The organism is Oerskovia enterophila (genome assembly GCF_044748475.1).
GTDB lineage: Bacteria > Actinomycetota > Actinomycetes > Actinomycetales > Cellulomonadaceae > Oerskovia > Oerskovia enterophila.
The window spans coordinates 757529-777380 of sequence record NZ_JBIVFZ010000001.1 but is presented as its reverse complement, the minus strand read 5'-3'; the positions used below and the strand labels follow the sequence as shown (position 1 = coordinate 777380).

At 72.9% G+C, this 19852-nt stretch carries 18 protein-coding genes; 11 read left to right on the top strand and 7 right to left on the bottom strand.

The genetic code is table 11. The features are described 5' to 3' along the window. Positions 1 to 120: 120 nt before the first annotated feature. The 8 genes from ACIPWA_RS03420 to ACIPWA_RS03385 all read left to right on the top strand — a co-directional run bounded on the left by ACIPWA_RS03420 (position 121) and on the right by ACIPWA_RS03385 (position 8445). Complete coding sequence (locus tag ACIPWA_RS03420) at positions 121 to 834, top strand: TetR/AcrR family transcriptional regulator (RefSeq protein ID WP_400288120.1); 714 nt, start codon at positions 121 to 123, stop codon at positions 832 to 834. An 80-nt stretch (positions 835 to 914) separates the two neighbouring features. Continuing rightward, positions 915 to 2684, top strand: coding sequence for an oleate hydratase (locus ACIPWA_RS03415; protein ID WP_400288119.1), 1770 nt, complete (start codon positions 915 to 917; stop codon positions 2682 to 2684). A gap of 226 nt (positions 2685 to 2910) precedes the next feature. Continuing rightward, the gene (locus ACIPWA_RS03410; RefSeq protein WP_400288117.1) at positions 2911 to 3432 is read left to right on the top strand and encodes a hypothetical protein; all 522 of its coding nucleotides are present in this window, start codon (positions 2911 to 2913) and stop codon (positions 3430 to 3432) included. Between the two features lie 207 nt (positions 3433 to 3639). Beyond that, positions 3640 to 4365, top strand: a complete 726-nt coding sequence (locus ACIPWA_RS03405) for a biotin transporter BioY (protein WP_400288115.1) — start codon at positions 3640 to 3642, stop codon at positions 4363 to 4365. A gap of 18 nt (positions 4366 to 4383) precedes the next feature. Beyond that, positions 4384 to 5817 (top strand): AMP-binding protein, encoded by a 1434-nt coding sequence (locus ACIPWA_RS03400; RefSeq protein ID WP_400288114.1) that lies wholly within the window; start codon positions 4384 to 4386, stop codon positions 5815 to 5817. Further along, a complete protein-coding gene (locus tag ACIPWA_RS03395) occupies positions 5814 to 7001 on the top strand; it encodes a thiolase family protein (protein WP_400288112.1) in 1188 nt (395 codons plus the stop codon). The genes ACIPWA_RS03400 and ACIPWA_RS03395 overlap by 4 nt, the downstream gene beginning before the upstream one ends. 65 nt (positions 7002 to 7066) lie before the next feature. After that, positions 7067 to 7759, top strand: a complete 693-nt coding sequence (locus ACIPWA_RS03390) for an energy-coupling factor ABC transporter ATP-binding protein (protein WP_400288472.1) — start codon at positions 7067 to 7069, stop codon at positions 7757 to 7759. Further along, positions 7756 to 8445 carry an energy-coupling factor transporter transmembrane component T family protein gene (locus tag ACIPWA_RS03385; protein WP_400288110.1) on the top strand — a complete coding sequence of 230 codons (690 nt, stop codon included), beginning with the start codon at positions 7756 to 7758 and terminating at the stop codon, positions 8443 to 8445. The genes ACIPWA_RS03390 and ACIPWA_RS03385 overlap by 4 nt, the downstream gene beginning before the upstream one ends. Before the next feature lie 16 nt (positions 8446 to 8461). Here the strand turns inward: ACIPWA_RS03385 and ACIPWA_RS03380 are convergent, their stop codons facing one another. Next, positions 8462 to 9460, bottom strand: a complete 999-nt coding sequence (locus ACIPWA_RS03380; protein ID WP_400288108.1) for a helix-turn-helix transcriptional regulator — start codon at positions 9458 to 9460, stop codon at positions 8462 to 8464. A gap of 104 nt (positions 9461 to 9564) precedes the next feature. On the opposite strand from ACIPWA_RS03380, the gene ACIPWA_RS03375 reads away from it, so the two are divergent. Next, entirely contained in the window at positions 9565 to 9987 is a 423-nt protein-coding gene (locus ACIPWA_RS03375) for a VOC family protein (RefSeq protein WP_400288106.1), read from the top strand. Positions 9988 to 10010: 23 nt separating this feature from the next. On the opposite strand, the gene ACIPWA_RS03370 is transcribed toward ACIPWA_RS03375, so the two are convergent. Next, positions 10011 to 10946, bottom strand: a complete 936-nt coding sequence (locus ACIPWA_RS03370; protein ID WP_068707070.1) for a phosphotransferase — start codon at positions 10944 to 10946, stop codon at positions 10011 to 10013. 360 nt (positions 10947 to 11306) lie between these two features. On the opposite strand from ACIPWA_RS03370, the gene ACIPWA_RS03365 reads away from it, so the two are divergent. Beyond that, positions 11307 to 13604, top strand: a complete 2298-nt coding sequence (locus ACIPWA_RS03365; RefSeq protein WP_400288104.1) for a choice-of-anchor I family protein — start codon at positions 11307 to 11309, stop codon at positions 13602 to 13604. A 5-nt stretch (positions 13605 to 13609) separates the two neighbouring features. Then, the gene (locus ACIPWA_RS03360; RefSeq protein WP_400288102.1) at positions 13610 to 14656 is read left to right on the top strand and encodes a WxL protein peptidoglycan domain-containing protein; all 1047 of its coding nucleotides are present in this window, start codon (positions 13610 to 13612) and stop codon (positions 14654 to 14656) included. A 209-nt stretch (positions 14657 to 14865) separates the two neighbouring features. Here the strand turns inward: ACIPWA_RS03360 and ACIPWA_RS03355 are convergent, their stop codons facing one another. The 5 genes from ACIPWA_RS03355 to ACIPWA_RS03335 form a co-directional block, all read right to left on the bottom strand. Next, positions 14866 to 16119: an MFS transporter gene (locus ACIPWA_RS03355; RefSeq protein WP_400288100.1), complete on the bottom strand. Its 1254-nt coding sequence runs from the start codon at positions 16117 to 16119 to the stop codon at positions 14866 to 14868. After that, entirely contained in the window at positions 16116 to 16850 is a 735-nt protein-coding gene (locus ACIPWA_RS03350; protein ID WP_400288098.1) for an ArsR/SmtB family transcription factor, read from the bottom strand. The genes ACIPWA_RS03355 and ACIPWA_RS03350 overlap by 4 nt, the downstream gene beginning before the upstream one ends. 108 nt (positions 16851 to 16958) lie before the next feature. Continuing rightward, the gene (locus ACIPWA_RS03345) at positions 16959 to 17627 is read right to left on the bottom strand and encodes an ABC transporter ATP-binding protein (RefSeq protein WP_400288096.1); all 669 of its coding nucleotides are present in this window, start codon (positions 17625 to 17627) and stop codon (positions 16959 to 16961) included. Beyond that, positions 17554 to 18921 (bottom strand): hypothetical protein, encoded by a 1368-nt coding sequence (locus ACIPWA_RS03340; RefSeq protein WP_400288094.1) that lies wholly within the window; start codon positions 18919 to 18921, stop codon positions 17554 to 17556. Before ACIPWA_RS03340 ends, ACIPWA_RS03345 begins: the two co-directional genes overlap by 74 nt. Then, positions 18918 to 19838 carry a hypothetical protein gene (locus ACIPWA_RS03335; RefSeq protein WP_400288092.1) on the bottom strand — a complete coding sequence of 307 codons (921 nt, stop codon included), beginning with the start codon at positions 19836 to 19838 and terminating at the stop codon, positions 18918 to 18920. The genes ACIPWA_RS03340 and ACIPWA_RS03335 overlap by 4 nt, the downstream gene beginning before the upstream one ends. Positions 19839 to 19852 lie beyond the last annotated feature (14 nt).

Below are 19852 nucleotides of genomic sequence, written 5' to 3'. Positions count from 1 at the left end.
AACAATAGTGGTGGCTGCGCGAACGACATCCCCTCCCCGGACGCAGGCTCGCTCCCCAGTTGCACGCGCCTCCTCGCGGAGTAGGCTCAAAAATGAGCACATTCACCAGGAGGTGGGGTCGTGATCGCCACGGCAGCCGCGAACGAGCTCCGCACGACTCCCCCGGCTGGGCGCCGCCAGCGCGCGATGCGCGAGAAGGAGAAGCGCATCTTCGAGGCGGCCTCGACGCTGTTCGACCAGCGCGACTTCCAGCACGTCGTGACCCAGGAGATCTCCGAACGTGCCGATGTCGCGGTCGGGACCCTGTTCCGGTACGCGGCGTCCAAGGGCGAGCTGCTGCTCATGGTCTACAACGAGCGCCTCCGCGAGGCTGTCGCGGCCGGCGAGAAGGCGTCGGTCGGGATCGTCGATCCAGCCGACGCCGTGGTCGCGCTCGTCGCACCGATCCTCGTCGAGGGCTCGAGGCACGCGCAGAACGCGGCGGCGTACCAGCGCGAGCTGCTGTTCGGTTCCCCCGAGGAGAAGTACCGGGCCGAGGGCCTGGCCCTCGTCGAAGGCCTCGAGGCACGGATCGCCGAGCGGCTGGCCGTGGCCGCGAGCCCCGCCCAGGGTGCGCCGGAGACAGGTCCCGGCCCAGCGGTGGAGGAGCCCGACGCCGTCGGGCAGGACGCCTCCCGTGCCGCACGCAGCGTCTTCGCGGTGCTCCACCTGCTGCTCGCCCAGGCCTCGACCGGCGCGCACGCGAGCCGCGACGTCTCTGTGGAGCTCGACGCGCAGGTGCGGCAGATCGTCCGCGGATTCCTCGCCAGCATCGCCCCCGCACCCACCCCCTGACGTCCGGGCCGAGGGCGGAGACCCCGCCCCGGCCCGTGCTGCACCCACTTCAGAAGATCCGTCGATGAAGGGAATGGCACATGTTCTACAGCAGCGGCAACTACGAGGCGTTCGCGCGACCGCGCAAGCCCGAAGGAGCGGAGAGGAAGTCGGCCTGGTTCGTCGGCGCCGGCCTCGCGTCCCTGTCCGGGGCGGCGTTCATGATCCGCGACGGGCAGGTACCCGGAAACCGGATCACGATCCTCGAACGCCTCAAGCTGCCGGGCGGCGCCCTCGACGGCATCCGAGAGCCCAGGAAGGGCTTCGTCGTGCGCGGCGGACGCGAGATGGAGGACCACATGGAGTGTCTGTGGGACCTGTTCCGCTCGGTGCCGTCGATCGAGATCGACGGGGCGTCGGTCCTCGACGAGTTCTACTGGCTCAACAAGGACGACCCGAACTTCTCCCTGCAGCGCGTGACCGAGAAGCAGGGGCAGGACGCGCACACCGACGGCCTGTTCACCCTCAACGACAAGGCCCAGAAGGACCTCGTCAAGCTCTTCCTCGCGACCCGCGAGGAGATGGAGGGCAAGCGTATCGACGAGGTGCTCGGCAAGGACTTCCTCGCGAGCAACTTCTGGCTCTACTGGCGCACCATGTTCGCGTTCGAGGAGTGGCACAGCGCCCTGGAGATGAAGCTCTACCTGCACCGGTTCGTGCACCACGTCGGCGGACTGCCGGACTTCAGCGCCCTGAAGTTCACGAAGTACAACCAGTACGAGTCGCTCGTGCTGCCGCTCACCCGCTGGCTCATCGACCAGGGCGTGACGTTCCACTTCCAGACCGAGGTCACGGACATCGACTTCGACATCACGCCCGAGCGCAAGCTCGCGACGCGGATCCACTGGATCAAGGACGGCGAGGAGGGCGGCGTCGACCTGGGCGAGGACGACCTGGTGCTCACCACGATCGGCTCGCTCACCGAGAACTCCGACGACGGCGACCACCACACCGCGGCGAGGCTCGACGAGGGTCCGGCTCCGGCCTGGGACCTGTGGAAGAACATCGCCCGGCGCGACCCGTCGTTCGGGCGCCCCGAGGTGTTCTGCACCAACATCCCCGAGAGCAAGTGGGAGTCGGCGACCGTCACCACGCTCGACGCCCGCATCCCGGAGTACATCCAGAAGATCGCCAAGCGCGACCCGTTCAGCGGCGGCGTCGTGACGGGCGGGATCGTGACCGTGCGCGACTCTGCCTGGCTCATGAGCTGGACGGTCAACCGGCAGCCCCACTTCAAGCAGCAGCCCGAGGACCAGATCGTGGCCTGGGTCTACTCGCTGTTCGTCGACACCCCCGGGGACTTCGTCAAGAAGCCCATGCAGGAGTGCACGGGCGAGGAGATCACCCAGGAGTGGCTGTACCACCTGGGCGTCCCCGTCGAGGAGATCCCCGAGCTCGCGGCGAAGGGTGCCATGACGGTGCCCGTCATGATGCCGTACGTGACCTCGTTCTTCCTGCCCCGTCGGGCGGGCGACCGCCCCGACGTCGTCCCCGAGGGGGCCGTGAACTTCGCTTTCATCGGCCAGTTCGCCGAGACCACGCGCGACACGATCTTCACGACCGAGTACTCGGTGCGCACCGGCATGGAGGCCGCCTACCAGCTCCTCGGGATCGAGCGCGGCGTGCCCGAGGTCTTCAACTCGACCTACGACGTGCGCAAGCTGCTCGCCGCGACCACGCGCCTGCGCGACGGTGAGGAGCTGCACATCCCCGGCCCCGGCATCCTGCGTAACCGCCTGCTACGCAGGATCGACGCGACCGAGATCGGGGAGCTGCTCAGCGAGTTCGGGCTGCTGCACGAGAAGAAGTAGGACGGGTCGTCGGCTGCGAGGAGCGAGCGGTCCGACGACGAAGGGCATCGCCCCGGGCCCGGCTCCCCGGGGGTGGGATGTGTCGTTCGCGTAGTCGCAACAATGGTGGTGGCTGCGCGAACGACACATCCCATCCCCGGGGCCGTCCCCACCGGGACGGGGTGTGCCCGGACGTCCAGGCACATCGAGGAGCGGATCCTCCCCCTCGAGGGGGCAAGATGCCGGTGTGAGCACAGCATCAGCAGGCCCTCGATCCGGCTACGCTCTCGAGGTGGTGCGCTACGACAGGTCCACCACCCTGTGGTGGGGTGAGGGCGCCGACGGCGGCGACGTCGTCGCGACCCGGAGCGGCAGGGTGCTCACGTGGGCGAGCCCCGAGGACTGCTTCGCCGCGGCAGCCGTCGAGGGCTGGGACGTGGCTCACGACGAGACGACGCGGACGGACCTGACTCCTGCCCTCGAGTGGCTCGCTCGCCGGCGAGCCCTCGACGCCGAGGCGGCTCTCGACGCATGGAACCTGGCTGGCGACATGGCGCGCAGCACGGGAACGCCCTGGGGAGACCGTGGGCGCGTCGCGGACGCCTGCCACCGCAAGCTCACCGTGGCGTGCGTCCCGTGGCTCGTCGGGCAGGACGACTGCTCACCCCGTTGGACCGTGACCGAGGAGCGTTACCTTCGCAGGCGGGTCGGTGCGGCGATCGCGCTGTTCGACCAGCAGGTCGTGGGGCGTCGCCGCCAGCGCCCGTAGGCCTACGCCCGGCGACCATGCCGAGACGATTCCTCAAGCCAGGGCCCTGCGAGGCCACACCGGTTGGAGGTTTCCTCCAACCGGTTGTCGACTTCCGCCAACGCACCCTGCTCTCCCTGATTCGTGGCGCCGACGCACCGGCATCCCGTCTCCGACAAGAGTGGACTCGTGCCACCCGGCACCTCACGCCCTTCCCGAGGAGACCCCGTGGCCCGCCCAGTGCGCACCGACCTGCCCGCAGACGTCCCCACCGACGTGCCCGGCAGCGAGCACCCCGACGTGCCGGACGTGCCGCACCAGCCGGCCGCGGCCCTGGACCCTGCCTCCTCCCGCTGGCGCCTCACCGCCGCCGACGCCGCCCGCATCGCGACCTTCGCCGCGCTCACCGCGGTCCTCGGCATGCCCGGCTCGCTGGCCCTGTTCGGCAACGCCGTCCCGATCACGCTCCAGACCCTGGGCGTCATGCTCGCCGGAGCCCTCCTGGGCGCATGGCGCGGCGCGCTCGCGATGCTCACGTTCCTCGCCCTGGTCGCGGGGGGCCTCCCGCTCCTGTCGGGCGGCCGCGGCGGCCCCGCGGTCTTCGTGGGCCCGTCGGTCGGCTACCTGGTCGGTTTCGTGGTGGGAGCAGCGGTCGTCGGCCTGATCGTCGAGCGGTTCCGCACCCTGACGTTCTGGCGGGTCCTGGCCGCGAGCGTCGTGGGCGGCATGCTCGTCATGTACGCCCTGGGCATCCCGCTCCAGGCGCTCGTCACGGGCTTCCCCCTCCAGACCGTCGCGACCGGATCGCTCATGTACCTCCCGGGCGACGTCCTCAAGGCCGTGATCGCGGCCTCGGTCACGGTCGGCGTGGTCCGCGCCTACCCCGCCGCGTCGCCCCTGCGCCGCGCCGAGCGCGCCACCGGGCAGCGGCCCGCCGCGAGCCCCGCGGCCTGATCGACCTACGATCCCCTCATGCCCGTCGCCCACGCCGTCATCGCGCACGCCCGCAGCTCCGCAGGGGGTCGCTGCGCGCTGCGTTCACCGGAGCGCTCCCGCACCTACCGAGCCCTCGCCGCCGACGTCGCGGCGGGAGCGGAGTTCCTGCGGGCGACCGGGACGGTCGTGGGCGACGTCGTCGCGATCTCGCTGCCCGACCCGGTCGACCTCCTCACGGCCCTCCTCGCGATCGACCTCGCGGGCGCGACTCCCCTGGTCTGCGACCACACGTGGTCGCGCGCCCAGCGCGCCGAGGTCCTGCGGACGATCGCCCCGGCGGGCTTCGTCGAGGTCCCGCTCCCGCGTGGCAGCGCCGGGGACGCGCTCGCCCCGCTCAGCGGCCCGGCCGCGAGCAGCCTGCCCGACGACGTCGCTCCCCCCGAGCCCTCGGCATCGGCCCTCGCGTGGGCCGGGTTCTCGTCGGGGAGCACGGGTCGCCCGCGCGCGGTCGTCCGCACCCGCGACTCCTGGGCAAGGTCCTTCCCTGCGGCCGCGCGCCTCACGGGCACCCGACCCGAGGACACCGTGCTGGTGCCCGGCCCGCTCGCGTCCTCGCTCTACTGCTTCGCGGCCGTGCACGCGCTCTCGACGGGGGCGTGCGTCCAGCTCGCCACGGGGGCCGCCGCGATCACGACGGCCCTGGCGACCTCCGACGTCGTGCACCTCGTCCCCTCGGCGCTCGAACCGATCCTCGACGCGATCGAGGCAGGTGCTCCGAGCCGCCTGCGGACCGCCGTGGTCGGCGGCGCCTCGCTCCCCGCGGACGTGCGCGAGCGCGCGGCGCGCGCCGGGGTCGGCGTCGTGACCTACTACGGGGCCGTCGAGCTGTCGTTCGTCGCGATCGACACCGACGGCACGGGTCTGCGCCCGTTCCCGGGCGTCGAGGTCGAGGTGCGCGAGCTGCCCGGCGCGACGCTCGGAGAAGTCTGGGTGCGGTCGCCGTGGGTGGCGCAGGGGTACCTCGCCCGGGCGACCGGCCCGTTCCGCCGCGAGGGCGAGTGGTCGACCGTGGGCGACCTCGCGGAGCTCCCCACCCCCAGCCACCCGGACACCCCCCTGGTCCTGCGCGGGCGCGGCGACGGCGCGATCCTCACGGGCGGCGCGACCGTGGTCCCCGAGGACGTCGAGGTCGTGCTGCGCGCGATCCCGGGAGTCGAGGACGTCGTGGTCGTCGGCACCCCGCACCGCCGCCTGGGCGCGGTCGTGACGGCCGTGGTGCAGTGCGCCGACCGCCCAGGCCTGCGCGCCCACCTCGAACGGGTGGCCCGGGCCTCGCTCTCCGCGGCCCAGCGCCCGCGGCGCTGGTACGGCGTGCGCGAGCTGCCGCGGACGCCGTCGGGCAAAGCTGCGCGCGGCGCGATCAGCGAGGCTCTGCTGTCCGGCGGCCCCGCGTACGAGGCGCTGCGGTGAGCGCGTCCCCCGACTCCCCCGTGGTCGTCGCCGCGCGGCGGACCTGGATCGGCACGGCGAACCACGGGCACGCCCACCTCTCGGCGACCGACCTCGCCGCCCCCGTCCTCGGCGCGGTGCTCGCCGACCTCCCGGCGGGCCACGGGCTGGGCGTCGAGGACGTCGTGCTCGGGAACTGCACGGGCCCCGGCGGGAACCTCGCGCGCGTCGCGGTCCTCGCCGCCGCCCTGCGCGACCCCGCAGGCCCGCTGACCGACCGCGTGCCCGGCCTCACGATCGACCGGCAGTGCGGCAGCGGCCTGGCAGCGATCCTGCTCGCGGCCCAGAGCGTCCGCGCCGGCGACGGCGACCTGGTCCTGGCCGGAGGCGTGGAGAGCGCCTCGACCGCCCCGCTGCGCGCTCACCGACCGCCCCGCGGATCGAAGGCCCAGCCCGTGCCCTACGACCGCGCCGCGTTCACCCCGGCCGCGCTCGGCGACCCCGACATGGGCGCCGCGGCCGACGTCCTGGCCCGCGAGCGCGGCCTCGGCCGCGAGCGCCAGGACGCCTACGCCGTCCGCTCGCACGCCCGCGCCCTGGCCGCGCACGCCGAGGGCCGCTTCGACGCGGAGGTCGTCCCGGTCGGCGGCCTCGCCCGCGACGAGCGCGCCCGCAGGCTCGATCCCGCGCTGCTCGCGCGCCTCCCGTCCGCCTTCACGCCCGGCGGCTCCGTGACCGCAGGCACAGCGAGCCCGGTCAGCGACGGGGCCGCGGCCGTCGCGATCGTCCCCGAGCACGTGCGGGCACGGCTGGGCCTGCCGGGTCTGCGGCTCGTGGGCGGCCTGACGCGCGGCTGCGACCCACGCCTGCCCGGGTGGGGCCCGGTCCCGGCGGTGCGCGAGCTGCTCGCCCGCACGGGCCGCACCACGGGCGACCTCGCGGCGGTCGAGCTCGTCGAGGCCTTCGCGGCGCAGGTCCTGGCGTTCACCGACGCGCTCCGCCTGCCCGACGACGACGCGCGCCTCTGCGCGGACGGCGGCGCCCTGGCCCTGGGGCACCCGTGGGGCGCGAGCGGCGCCGTCTCGGTCGTCCGGCTCTTCAGCCGCCTCGTGCGCGCGGAGGCGCCCGCGGGCTCGCTGGGGCTCGCTGCCGCGGCCGTCGGCGGGGGCCTGGGTGTGGCAGGGCTGTTCGAGGTGGTCCGGTGAGGGGCCTGCGCGTGCGGCGGTCCGCTGCGGCAGGAGCACAGGGCCGGGCGACCGCTCCACCCGAGGTGGGCTGCGTCGTCGGGCTCGAGGACGTGCACGTGCGCCTGGGCGAGCGCGACGTCCTGCGCGGGGTCACCACGGAGCTGCGCGAGCGACGCATCGGGATCGTGGGGGCCAACGGCTCGGGCAAGAGCACCCTGGCCCGGCTGCTCAACGGGCTCGTCCTGCCCACGCGCGGCAGCGTCCGGGTCGACGGCCTGGACACCCGCCGCTCGGGCGCCCAGGTGCGCCGGCGCGTGGGCTTCGTGTTCTCCGACCCCGACGCCCAGATCGTCATGCCGACCGTGGCCGAGGACGTCGCCTACTCGCTGCGCCGCAGCGAGCACGACCGTCCCGCGCGCGACCGGCTCGTCGCCGACTGGCTCGCGCGTCACGGCCTCGACGGGCACGCCGACCACCCCGCACACCTGCTCTCGGGCGGCCAGAAGCAGCTCCTCGCCCTCACGTCGGTGCTCGTCAGCGAGCCGCGCCTCGTGGTGGCCGACGAGCCCACGACGCTGCTCGACCTGCGCAACACGCGCCGCGTCGCGGCGCTGCTCGCCGAGATCCCGCAGCAGGTCGTGCTCGTCTCGCACGACCTCGACCTCATGGCGGGCTACGACCGCGTCCTCGTGGTCGACGAGGGTCAGGTCGTGGCCGACGACGAACCCGCTCCCGCGATCGCGTACTACCGCCGGCTCCTGGACGACCGGCCGTGAGCGGGTCGAGCCCGGCCGCCGTCACGGACGTCCCGCGAGACGGGCCCCGCTCCGCCCCGCCGAGCACAGCACGGGGCGCGACGGGCCACGCGGCCGGGGCCTACGTCGTCGGGCGCTCGCTGCTGCACCGCGCCCCCGCCGGACCCACGCTCGCGGCCCTCATGCTCTGCTCGCTCGCCCTGCTGCTGGTCCGCTCCCCGCTGGGCGTGGGTCTCGCCGCGCTCGCGGTCGCAGGCCTCTACGCGCTCTCCGGCGTCGGCCGGCGCGCCGCGTGGGGGCAGGTGCGGCCCCTGCGTGTGTTCGTGCCCGTGCTCTTCGCGCTCCAGTGGTGGCTCATGGATCTCACCTCCGCGGCCGTGCTCAGCGCGCGGCTCGTGGTCCTCGTGGCGCTCGCGGGACTCGTCACGTGCACCACGCGGGTCGGCGACCTGCTCGGGGCGATCGAGCGCGGGCTCGCTCCCCTGGGGCGCGTGGGCGTGGACGTCGAGCGCATCGCGCTGGTGCTCGCCCTCGCGCTGCGCAGCGTGCCCGTGATCGCCGACCTCGCAGCGCGGGTCCGCGACGCGCAGCGGGCGCGCGGGCACGAGCGCGACGTCCGCGCGTTCGCCGTGCCGCTCGTCGTGGGCGCGATGCGGCAGGCCGACGCGCTGGGCGAGGCCCTGCGCGCTCGCGGGTTCGACGACTGAGGTCGCCACCGGCGGATCAGTCGGGCCGGTCGCCGGGGTCCGAGGCCCGCTGGAACCGCTGGGCGAGCTCACCGAAGGCCAGCCGGAGCTCCTCCGGGTGCAGGACGTGCACATCGGCTTCGAGACGTCCGAGGAGCGAGGCCAGCGCGGTCCACGACCACGACCCCACCTCGACGCTGCACTTGTCGGGCCCCAGGTCCTCGACCACGCCGTCCTCGACGAACGGCGCCACGTCCCGGGCCGGCAGGTCGACGACGACCTTCCCGCGGCACGGCCAGTCGTTCGTGTGCCGGCCGGTGAACCGCGCAGCGACGAACTCCTGGACGTCGCCCCCGGGGACCTCGCGCGGCGTGAACCGCGGGCCCGTGTGCAGGCGGGTCGCCATGCGGTCGACCCGGAAGATCCGCCAGTCCGCGACCCCCAGGTCCCAGGCCACGAGGTACCAGCGACCGCGCGAGGCCACGAGGTGGTGCGGCTCGGCTCGCCGGGGAGGTCGCGGCACGTCGCCGCCGGCGCGTGCGCCCGGCGCGTCGTAGTCGAAGCGCACGACCTCGCGCGCGCGGATCGCACCGGACAGCAGGACGAGGTCGTCCGTCCCGACCGTGCTCACCGGAGCATCGGTGGCGAGCGTCGTGAACTGCAGCGCGTCCACGCGGTGACGCAGCCGGGAGGGCATGACGCGGCGGATCGTGGCGAGCGCCCGCGCTGCCGCCTCCTCGACACCGGCGCCCGCGAGGGGCGCCGCACGCAGCGCCACGGCGATCGCTGTGACCTGGTCGTCGTCGAGCAGCAGCGGCGGCAGCTCGGCGCCGGAGTCCAGGCGGTACCCGCCGATCGAGCCGCGTCCGGCGGTGATCCGGTACCCCATGCCGCGCAGCCGCTCCACGTCCCTGCGCACCGTCCGGAGACCGACGCCCAGCCGCTCGGCGAGCACCGGTCCGGGCCACTCGCGGCGCGCCTGGAGCAGCGACAGCAGCGCGAGCAGCCGCGAGGCGGTCGCGGCGGGCTGGTTCATGCCCCCATGCTACGAACCATGAGGACAGAGGCTGACCTCATGGATCGGCACAGTGGTCCTCGTCGGGGTACGAGCCCCGAGCACGAACCACCCGAGGAGCCGACATGACCATCACCACCACGACGCACCTGAACTTCCGCGGCGACGCCCGAGAGGCCCTGGCCTTCTACCGGTCGGTCTTCGGCGGGGACCTCGCCACCGTGACCTACGCCGACGCGCACGCCGTGATCGACCCCGCCGAGGCGGACCAGATCATGTGGGGCCAGGTCACCTCCGACGCCGGGTTCCGCGTCATGGCCTACGACGTCCCCTCGCGCACGCGCCACGAGCCCGGCGTCCTCCCGGTCTTCGTGTCCGTCCGTGGCACGGACGCCGACGAGCTGCGGGGCCACTGGGACCGGCTCGCCGAGGGGGCCACGGTCCAGGTCCCGCTCGCGGAGGCCCGATGGTCCCCGCTGTACGGCATGCTCACGGACCGCTTCGGCGTGACGTGGGTGCTCGACGTCGAGGTCGCCTGGAACGCCTGAGCCGCCGCCGACCGCCCCGTGCCTCAGGCCCGGCGCTGCGCCAACCAGTCGATCGCGACGAACCCCTGCCGCCGTTGGAACGCGCGCAAGGTCGGCATGTTCTGCGGTGCGGGGTGCCGTGCGGCGTCGAAGAAGTAGCCCGCGAGCCCCGCGAGGAAGGCGTCGACGTGGTCGCGTGTCGCCCCGCGGAAGAGCGGGTGCGAGGACGCGATCGCGTCGACGTCGACCGTGCTGTCGTTGACGCGCGCGTCGAGCAGCAGGGTCAGGGCGTCGACCCAGCGGGCGCCCGTCCCGGCCCACGGCCAGTCGACGACCCACACGCGTGAGGACTGGTCGACCAGCACGTTGTCGAAGCGGAGGTCGAGGTGGACGAGCCGGTCGCCGTGCGCGGCCTGCGCGGCCGTCGCCGCGAGCGCCTCGAGCTCGTCGAGGTGCTCGAGCGCCCAGGCGGGCAGCCCCGCCAGGTGGTCGTCTGCGCGCAGCCGTGACCAGCCCTCGAACGTGGGGGCGAGCTCGGTCGTCGCGTCGGGGAACGGTGAGGCACCGGACCCGTCGCGGACCACGGGGAGCTCGAGCAGGGCGCCGAGCACCGCGATGAGCTCGCGACGCTCGGGCGGCAGGTCGGGGTGCCGGCCCTCGACGTCCTCGACGACGAGGGCGACCCACTCGTCGCTCTCGTGCGCCCCCAGGAGCCGGGGCGCGGGGGCCGCGCCGGGCAGGCGGCGCAGCACGTCGAGCTCGCGCCGATGGATGTCGTACGCGTCGGCGTTGCGCGAACGGCTCACGGCCTTGACGAAGGCGCGCGCGCCCGAGGCGGTGCGCACGCGGTCGGCGCTGCCGGGCGAGTAGCCCTGGACCTGGCTCGTGGCGAAGACCACCGGGCTCCCCAGGATCTCCTCGACGTCCGTGCGCACCTGCGGTGCGAGCTCCTGCCAGGTCGTGCGCCGCGTCGAGTCCACCCGGTGAGACTAGTGGTCGGGCCGGGGCGACGGTGGAGGCGCGCGCCCGCGAGTCGGCGGGACATCTCTGGCATCGGCCGGCCGGCAGGACGACGAGCCGGCATCGGCCGCGCCCCTGAGCCCCCACGCCGCCACCGAGGCCGCGGACCCGTTGTCAGAACGTGGTCGGGGCAGAGCCCGGCCACGTTCTGACAACTCGCCGCAGCACGGGGCGAGACAGCCGGTTCGTCCTCTCCGCCCCACTCGTCACCCGGCCGCCCCCGTCACGTCGGGCGCCGTTCACCGGCGTGACACCCGCCCCGCCTAGGTTCCGAGCGTCTGCCCTGCACCCTGCGGGGCCATCGGAACGAGGAGCACGGAATGCGCGTGGTTCACCAGTCCCGCCTGCGTCACCCGAGGTCGGCCGGGATCGTGGCTGCCGGCCTCACGGTCGCCGTCGCTGCCGGGACGTTCGGGGTCGTCGGCACCGCCGTCGCCGCCCCCGACCCGTCCGTCCCCCCTGCTGTCACCCTCTCGCCGCTCGGCACGTACTCCACGGGCCAGCTCGACGAGTCCGCCGCGGAGATCGTCGCGTTCCACGCGGCCTCCCGGCGCCTGTTCGTCGTCAACGCCCAGTCCGGGAAGGTCGACGTCCTCGACGCCCAGGACCCCACGGCCCCGAGCCGCCTGTTCGAGCTCGCGGTCGGCGGCACGGCCTCCGCGGACGGCTCGGTCGTCGCGGCCGACGCCGTCGTGAACTCCGTCGCGATCCGTCCCGACGGCCTCGCCGTCGCCGCGGTCGAGTCCGGCACCAAGACCGACGACGGGTGGCTCGTGTTCTTCGACGCCGCCGCGCCCGTGACCACGCCGGGAGCCGCACCCGCGTCCGCGATCCTCGGCGCCGTGCGCGTGGGCGCGCTGCCCGACATGGTGACGTTCTCGCCCGACGGCACGCGCATCGCGGTCGCGAACGAGGGCGAGCCCGCGGACGACTACAGCGTCGACCCCGAGGGCTCGATCTCGATCGTCACGGCCCCCGCGAGCCTCGCGAGCGCCGCCCAGGGCGACGTCCGCACCGCGACGTTCCACGCGTTCGAGGCCGGCGGCTCCAGGACGCTGCCGGCCGGTGTCCGGGTGTTCGGCGGCCGCGAGGCCGCGGGCACGGGCGTCCCCCAGCGGCCCGTCTCGGAGAACCTCGAGCCCGAGTACATCGCCTGGGACGCGACCGGCACGGTCGCCTACGCGAGCGTCCAGGAGGCGAACGCGCTCGCGGTCGTCGACGTCGCGAGCGCGAGCGTGACCGACCTGCTGCCGCTCGGGACGCAGGACCACCTCGCCGCGGGCAAGGGTCTCGACGCGTCCGACAAGGACGGAAAGATCGACATCCGCTCCTGGCCCGTCAAGGGCCTCTACCAGCCCGACACGATCGCCTCGTACCAGGCGGGCGGCGCGACCTACCTCGTGACCGCGAACGAGGGCGACTCGCGCGACTGGAAGGGCTGGTCCGAGGTCGCGCGCGTCAAGGACCTCGGCAAGAAGGGCGTGCCCGGCCTGTGCGCCGACGCGCTCTCGTCGTTCGTCGGCGCGCCCGGCAACCCCGCGACGCTCGCCGACCTCACCGCGGACGCCCACCTGGGCCGGCTCAACATCAGCACCGCGAGCGGCCTGCGCGCCGACGGCTCGTGCTACGAGGAGCTGTACTCGTACGGGTCGCGCTCGTTCTCGATCTGGTCGACCGACGGCCGCCAGGTCTTCGACTCGGGCGACGCGTTCGAGCAGCTCGTGGCCTCGGTCGAGCCCGGCTTCTTCAACTCGAACCACACCGAGTCCGGGTTCGACGGGCGCAGCGACGACAAGGGGCCCGAGCCCGAGGGGCTCACCCTGGGCGAGGTCGGCGGACGCACGTACGCGTTCATCGGCCTCGAGCGCGTGGGCGGGATCGCGGTCTTCGACGTCACGGACCCCGCGCACGCGACCTACGTCTCCTACGTCAACAACCGCAACTTCTCGGTGAGCGCCGAGGCGACGCCCGAGAAGCTCGCCGAGGCCGGCGACCTGGGCCCCGAGGGCCTCACGTTCGTCCCGGCGAGCGACTCGCCCACGGGCGCGCCGCTCCTCGCCGTCGGGAACGAGGTCTCGGGCACCACGACGTTCTACGGCGTCGACGTGCCCGGCGCCGAGCCGGGAGACGGCCAGATCGACCTCACGGTCACCATCCCGGCCGCGCCCGTCGAGCCGGGCGAGTTCGTCTGGACGATCGACGGTGGCGCCCGCGTGGTCGACCTCGGCACGGCCCGGCTCGCGGGCGACCACCTCGCAGCGACCGGCCGCCTGGGCGCCGTGACGGTGACGGACACCCGAGCGACCGCCCCCGCCTGGTCCGTCTCGGCGCAGGTCGGAGACTTCACCACGACCGCCGGGGCGCGCACGCTCCCCGGCAAGCACCTCGGGTGGACGCCCGCACTGGTCACGGCGGGCGGCGGGACGCTCGCCGGCGCTCCGGTGGCCTCGGGCCTGGTGAGCGGCAACGGCCTGGCCGACTCCGCCCTGCTCGGGTCCGCAGCGGCCGGGCACGAGCCGGGCAGCGCGGTCCTCGGGGCCGACCTGGACCTGCGCTTCCCGGTCGACGCGGCGGCCGGGACGTACACGGCCACGCTGACCCTCACGGCGATCGGCTGACCGACATGACCCGTCGCCACGTGAACGGTGGCAGCCGGTCCACCCGGTCTCGCGTCGCGGCGGCGCTCCTGGTCGGGGCGGTGGCAGCGCTGCTGTCCGCCGCCCCGGCCGGCGCCACGGCTCAGCCCCTCGCTCTGCCGGTGACCTGGGGCGTCGCCCCTGCCTCGGCCCCGACCTTCGACTTCGCCCTGGAACCCGGCGCGACCCTCACGGACCAGCTCGTCGTGACCAACCACGGCGAGGTCCCGCTCGACCTCGCGGTCTACGCCGCGGACGCCTTCACCTCACCTACGGGAGCGCTCGACGTCCTGCCCGCCGGCACACCGTCCGAGGACCTGGGCGCCTGGATCTCGACCGACGTCCCGCAGGTCGCGGTCGCCCCCGGTGAGCGCGCGACGGTCCCCTTCACCCTCACGGTCCCGGCCGACGCCACGCCCGGCGACCACACGGCCGCGGTCGTGACCTCTCTCGTGACGGGCGCGGGAGCGGGTGGGGTCGCGGTCGACCGGCGCCTCGGCACGCGAGTCCTGGTCCGCGTCGCGGGCGACCTCGCCCCGTCCGCGACCGTCACGGACGTCGACGCCGACTACGCCGGGTCGTGGAACCCCGCCGGCACGGGCGACGCGCACCTCACGTTCACGGTGACCAACACGGGCAACGTGCGCCTCACGGGCCCGCTCGCGGCGACGATCGCCGGCCCCATGGGCGTCGGGGCCGTCTCGGTCCCGCTGGGCGACCTCCCCGAGCTCCTGCCGGGCGACGCGATCACCCTCACGGGCACCGCGACGGGGGTCGCGCCGCTCGGGCGCCTGTCGGCGTCGGTCGCGCTCGCGCCCGTGGTCGCCACGACGGCGACCACCACCCTGCCCGACGACGCCACCTCCCACGCCCTCGACCCCGCCACGGGCGAGGCTCACCTGTGGGCGGTCCCGTGGTCGGTGCTCGCGGTGGCGACCCTCCTCGTGGGTGCGGTGCTCGCGTGGCGGACGCTGCGCCGTCGGGCACGCGTGCGCTTCGAGGCTGCGGTCCAGGACGCGCTCGCGGCCGCCTGACCGCGCCACGCACCGCCCCGGACCGCCACCGGCAGCCACGTACCGCCCCGGACGGACACCGGACGGACACCGGGCGCCCCGGTTGTCAGAAGTGGGCCGAGGTATCCCCCGGCCCACTTCTGACAACACATCCGTGGCAGGTCGTTGCGGCGGCCGGCTCGCGGTCCTCACCCCTCGGTCGCCGGCCCCCTGCCGCCAACCGTCAGCTCTCAGCCCTCAGCCGTCGCCCCGGCCACCGCAGCCTCCTCGGCCGCCGACGCACGCGACCCCTTGAGCGAGAGCAGCATCGAGACGGCGAGCCCGGCCGCGGTCAGCCCGACCAGCAGGCGGTAGTCGACGACCCCGACGACGGCCGCCGCGACCACGGTCATGACGAGCTGCGGGAGGTTGAGCAGCATGTTCGTCGCTGCCGACGTGCGCCCCTGGAGCGTGGCCGGCGTCTTGAGCTGGCGCTCGGTGACGAACCCGACGATCGCCCACGTGACCCCCAGGCCGATCGCGCCCATGCCCACGACTATCGCCACGAGGTTCGTGCCCAGCGCGGGCAGGATGCCGAGCGTCACGATCCCGAGCGCGAGCGCGACCAGTCGCTGCGACCCGATCCGCTTGATCATGCGCGCGGCCGTGAGACCCGCGACGATCGCCGTGACGCCCTGGACGCTCGAGATGGGGCCGAGCATCTCCGGCCCCAGCCCCAGGCCGCTCTCGATGATCGCGAAGCTCACCGCGTTGAGCACACCCACGGCCCCGAACCCGACCGCGAGCGCCACTGTCAGGACGCCGAGCGGGGCGGTGCGGAAAAGGTGCCGGAACCCCGCCGTGACCTCGGCGAGGAACGGCTCGCGCTCGTCCTGCGGCGTCGGCGGGGTCTCCACGAGCACGATCCGGGACACAAAGAACGCCGCGACCACGAACGCGACCACGGCCGAGACCACGAGGGGCAGCGGCCCGACCGCGACGTACACACCAGCGCCCATGACGGGCATGACGAGGCGGAACGTCTGGTCGATCGTCGTGAGCCGGCCGTTGGCAGCCCCCAGGGCCTCGTCGGGCAGCAGATCACGGATGAGCCCCGACTGGGCCGCGGCCGTCGCGAACCCGATCCCCGAGTACAGGACCGTGACCACGAAGATCAGCCAGACCTGCCCAGGACCGCGCACGGCGAACAACGAGAGCAGCGAGACCGCGCCGACGAGGTAGGCCACGATCATCATGCGGCGGCGCGAGACGCGGTCGGCGACCTGGCCGAGCAGCGGCGAGACGAGCGCCGGGAGGCCCAGGGCCGCGAAGACCAGGCCCGCGGTGCCGTTCGAGCCCGTGAGGTCCTTGACCCACACCGCGAAGATGATCGCGAGGACCGAGTCCGCGAAGTTCGTGAATCCCCACGCGACCGTGAGGAAGCGGAAGGGCCGGGTGCGCAGCGCCTGCTTGACCAGGGTCGCCTCGTCGGTGGTCGTGCTCATGCGCGGGGCTCCTCGCCGGTCGGCAGCTCGACCGTGACCGGGCCGTCCGCGGGCGCGCCCGGGGTCCGTGCCGCGGGGCTCCCGGCGTCCGTCGGCGCGTCGGGGTCGAACGGGTCCGCGTTGACGACGCCGAAGAACCGCGCGGACCGCGATCCCTCGGGGCGCAGCTCGGGGTGCGTCCAGCGACCTTCGAAGCGGTCCGTGATCGCCTGGAGCTCGCGCGAGAGCTCGGTCAGCTCCTCGGGCGTCGCCCAGAACGAGCTCTTGGTCATGACCGAGGCGAGCAGCCACTCGTGGGGCTGGCGGGGCGCGCTGTCGATCCAGTGCGCGACCCGCGCTGCCTCCTGGTCGACGACGATCCGCGCGAGCTCGCCCGCGGCCCGCAGCGACTCGGGCTGCTCGGGGTCGTAGCGGCTGGTCCGTCCGGTGCCCACGGGCTTCCACGGCTTCTCGCGACCGACCCGCTCGGCGGGCTCGACGAACCCGTACTTGGCAAGCATGCGCAGGTGGAACGAGCAGCTCGCGACCGACTCCCCCGTGACCTCGGCGCAGCGCGTGGCCGTGGCCTGGCCCTCGTCGTCGAGCAGGTCGAGGATCGCGAGGCGCAGCGGGTGCGCCAGGGCCCGGATGCGCTCCGGGTCGGAGGTCGTGACGGCCTCGTCGCGCTGCGCCGGGGCCGGGACCTGTGCGGGCGGGTGCGTGACGTCGTCGGGCGGGGTGCTGGGTGGCATGCCGCCACCCTACGACTCTAAAGAAGTCTTGCGCAAGAGTTCTTTAGAGTTGCAGGAGCGCGCTCCGGGCACTCCTCCCAGGTCCGCTACGGACGAGGTTCGGTGACGTCATTCGACAGAGACCAGACGCCCCCCGGTGAGCAGCAGCCGCACATCGCAGTGTTGAGCGACGGTCTCGCTGTGCGTCGCGACGACCATGTGCCGCCCGTCGCGCTGCAGGCGGGCGAAGAGCTGGAGAATGTCCTCCTCAGTACCCTCGTCGAGGGCGCCGGTCGGCTCGTCGGCGAGGATGATCTCCGGGTCCTTCGCGATCGCCCGAGCGATGGCGACCCGTTGCGCCTCCCCCCCGGAGAGAGTGTTGACTCGTGAACGCTCGAATCCGCCGAGGCCCACCAGTTCGAGACACTCGCGCGCACGGGCCACTGATGCCTTCCGGTCGACCCGGCGGCCCGGGACGCCACGCACCTCCACGCCGAGAAGGACGTTGCGCAGGACGTTCCGGTCCTCGAGCAGATCGTAGTGCTGCGTCACGATCCCGACTTTCTCGCGACGGAATCGGGCCGCCGCGCTCGGCTGCCTGCTGACCTGCCTGCCGTCGGCGACATAGGTCCCGTCATACCGGAGATCGAGTCCCGCGAGGATCCGGAGGAGTGTGCTCTTCCCCGAGCCCGAGCGGCCGAGCACGGCCACCGACCGGACGTCGTCACGGAACGCCAGGTCGAGCCCGTCGAAGAGGACGCGTTGCGCACCGTTCCTGTCCCGCAAGACCTTGGTCATACCCTCGAGCCTGATCATGACCGACCTCCTGGAACTGCGAAGACCGCTCCGACGAGGAGGCGGTGCTGGACGAGCCCGTCCACGACGAACCAGACGACCATGAGCGCGAGAGTCGCCAGGAAGGCTCCCGGGCCCACCCCTGGAAGCAGGGGCAACCCGAGAGCGAACAGCGCCCCCACTGCCACGTACTCGACCATCCAGAGCCTGCGCTGCAGGCGAACGATACGTGGGAAGCTCCACCCCAGCGTCCACAGCACACTGGCAGCAGGACGCCGCCGAGCGCGCAGGTGCAGCGAGACGAACGTCCCCGCGCAGGCCACCCCCCGGCGAGCAACGCCAGCACGACGACGAGCAACCCGCGGTTGTCCACGATGAGCTGTCTCATCAGACCGAACTGGATGAGGTACGTCGGAACGCCGATGAGCGAGTAGTCCTCGAACCCCGTCCTCATCGAGATCTGCCTCAGCTCGTCGGCGACCCCGTCGAAGCCCGTGCCCCCGCCCGACGCGACGTCAGCGTTGATCATCGCGAACGAGAGGATCCCGAGAAACTCCTGGTCCAGCGAACCGATCTCGGTGAGAGACTCCGGGTACGGCACGATCATGGCCGAGTCCAGGTACGTGTTCATCTCTCCCTTGTAGAACATCGCAGACCCCTGCCTGAGGATTCCGACCACCTCGAACTCCATCGGGCGGAGGTAGAGCGAACCGCTCAACCTCTCTCCGACCTGGTAAACGCCCTCATAGGCACTGCCGAGGAGCACCGGCACCTTTCCGCCCGGATAGTCGACGGTGCCCCAGTCGATGGACGTGCCGCTGGCTACCTCGATGTCGTAGAACTCCAGGGCCTGACGGTTCATCTGCATCGCTCGGACGTCCTCGACCACCGACCCCGAGGTGGCATCGACGTACTCGTCCGTGAGCGAGAGCTCGTTCCCGTAACCTGGGTCGAATTCGTCCCCACCCCGGAAGTCCTGCACCGGGATCTGCTGGTCAAAGGCGGAGAGCAAGGTCAGGTCGTCGGACGTGTTGAGCCCGTCGTAGAACGCACCGAGCTGCTGGATCGACCGTGTTGACTGGCGGAAGGCATAGAAGGCGTCTGGGTCGGTCAAGGTGTCCACCACACCGAAGAGGTCGACTTCCGTCTCCTCGGAGAACGCCGAGCTGATCGCCGAGGAGACGGAAGTCGCAAAGCTCGCGACGGTCGCGACGATGAGGAAGAACAGCGCCAGCACGACGACCTTCACCGAGATCGGCACGACGTTTCTTCGTAGGTCGATCAGCACCTCGCTCACGCGCCCGCACCCCCTTGACGTGCCGCACCGAGCAAGAATGCACCGGCAACCACGGCACTCTGCACCAGGAGTCCCGCACCAAGAACGTCGAGCGGGACGTCAGTTTTCGACAGGAGCGTCGACACCACCGCGACGACAGCAGCGGTCACGATCCCGATCGCGGTCACCTCCGCCAGCAGCCTCAGCCGCGTGAGCGAACGAGGAACACCCAGAAGGTGCAGGACCAGGTTCCGCCGACGGGTCGCGAAGCTCAGGAAGACACCTACGAACACCCAGCCCATCGCGACGAGCGCTGCGCCGAGCACGAGGATCAACGGGGAGACCACGTCGATGTTCGTCCGGCGGCTGGTGGCTGTCGAGAAGTGCTCGACCGACGCCGCACCGTGCAGCCCTGCATACCGCGTACCAGCATCTGGGCCGTCCAGCACGAGCGGCTGCGGTTCGCCCGAGTCGAACAGATCCGGATCGAGCACGAGGATGTCATTGGCCAGCAGGCTGTTCTCACGCAGCCCGAGCCGGCCGACGACCTCATAGGATCGCTCCCCGAGTCGGACGAACTCACCGGTCGCCCCCTGAGAGACCACGACCCTGGATCCGACGAGCGCCACTACTCGCTCTCCGCTCCGGAAGGTTCGGCCAGCATGAACAGGAAAGCTCAGTCGGGCTGATGAGCTTGCAGCGACGGCACGCACGGTGCCACCTGACGTCAGTTCAGTGAAGACTCTCAGGTCACCGTCCGGCGATACCGCGAGCGCCTGTGCCGCGGTCGCGTCGACCAGGACTGCGTCGGCGGAGTAGAGCGAGTTCCCCTCTAGGTGGATGGCCCGCTGGCGGGAGTCGTAGATCGCAAGAGTCGCGGCGAGCGCCGAGAACAGGAGAAGCAGGAGAGCGCAGATCGCGCGACTCTTCACTGTCATGGTCGACCTTCGTG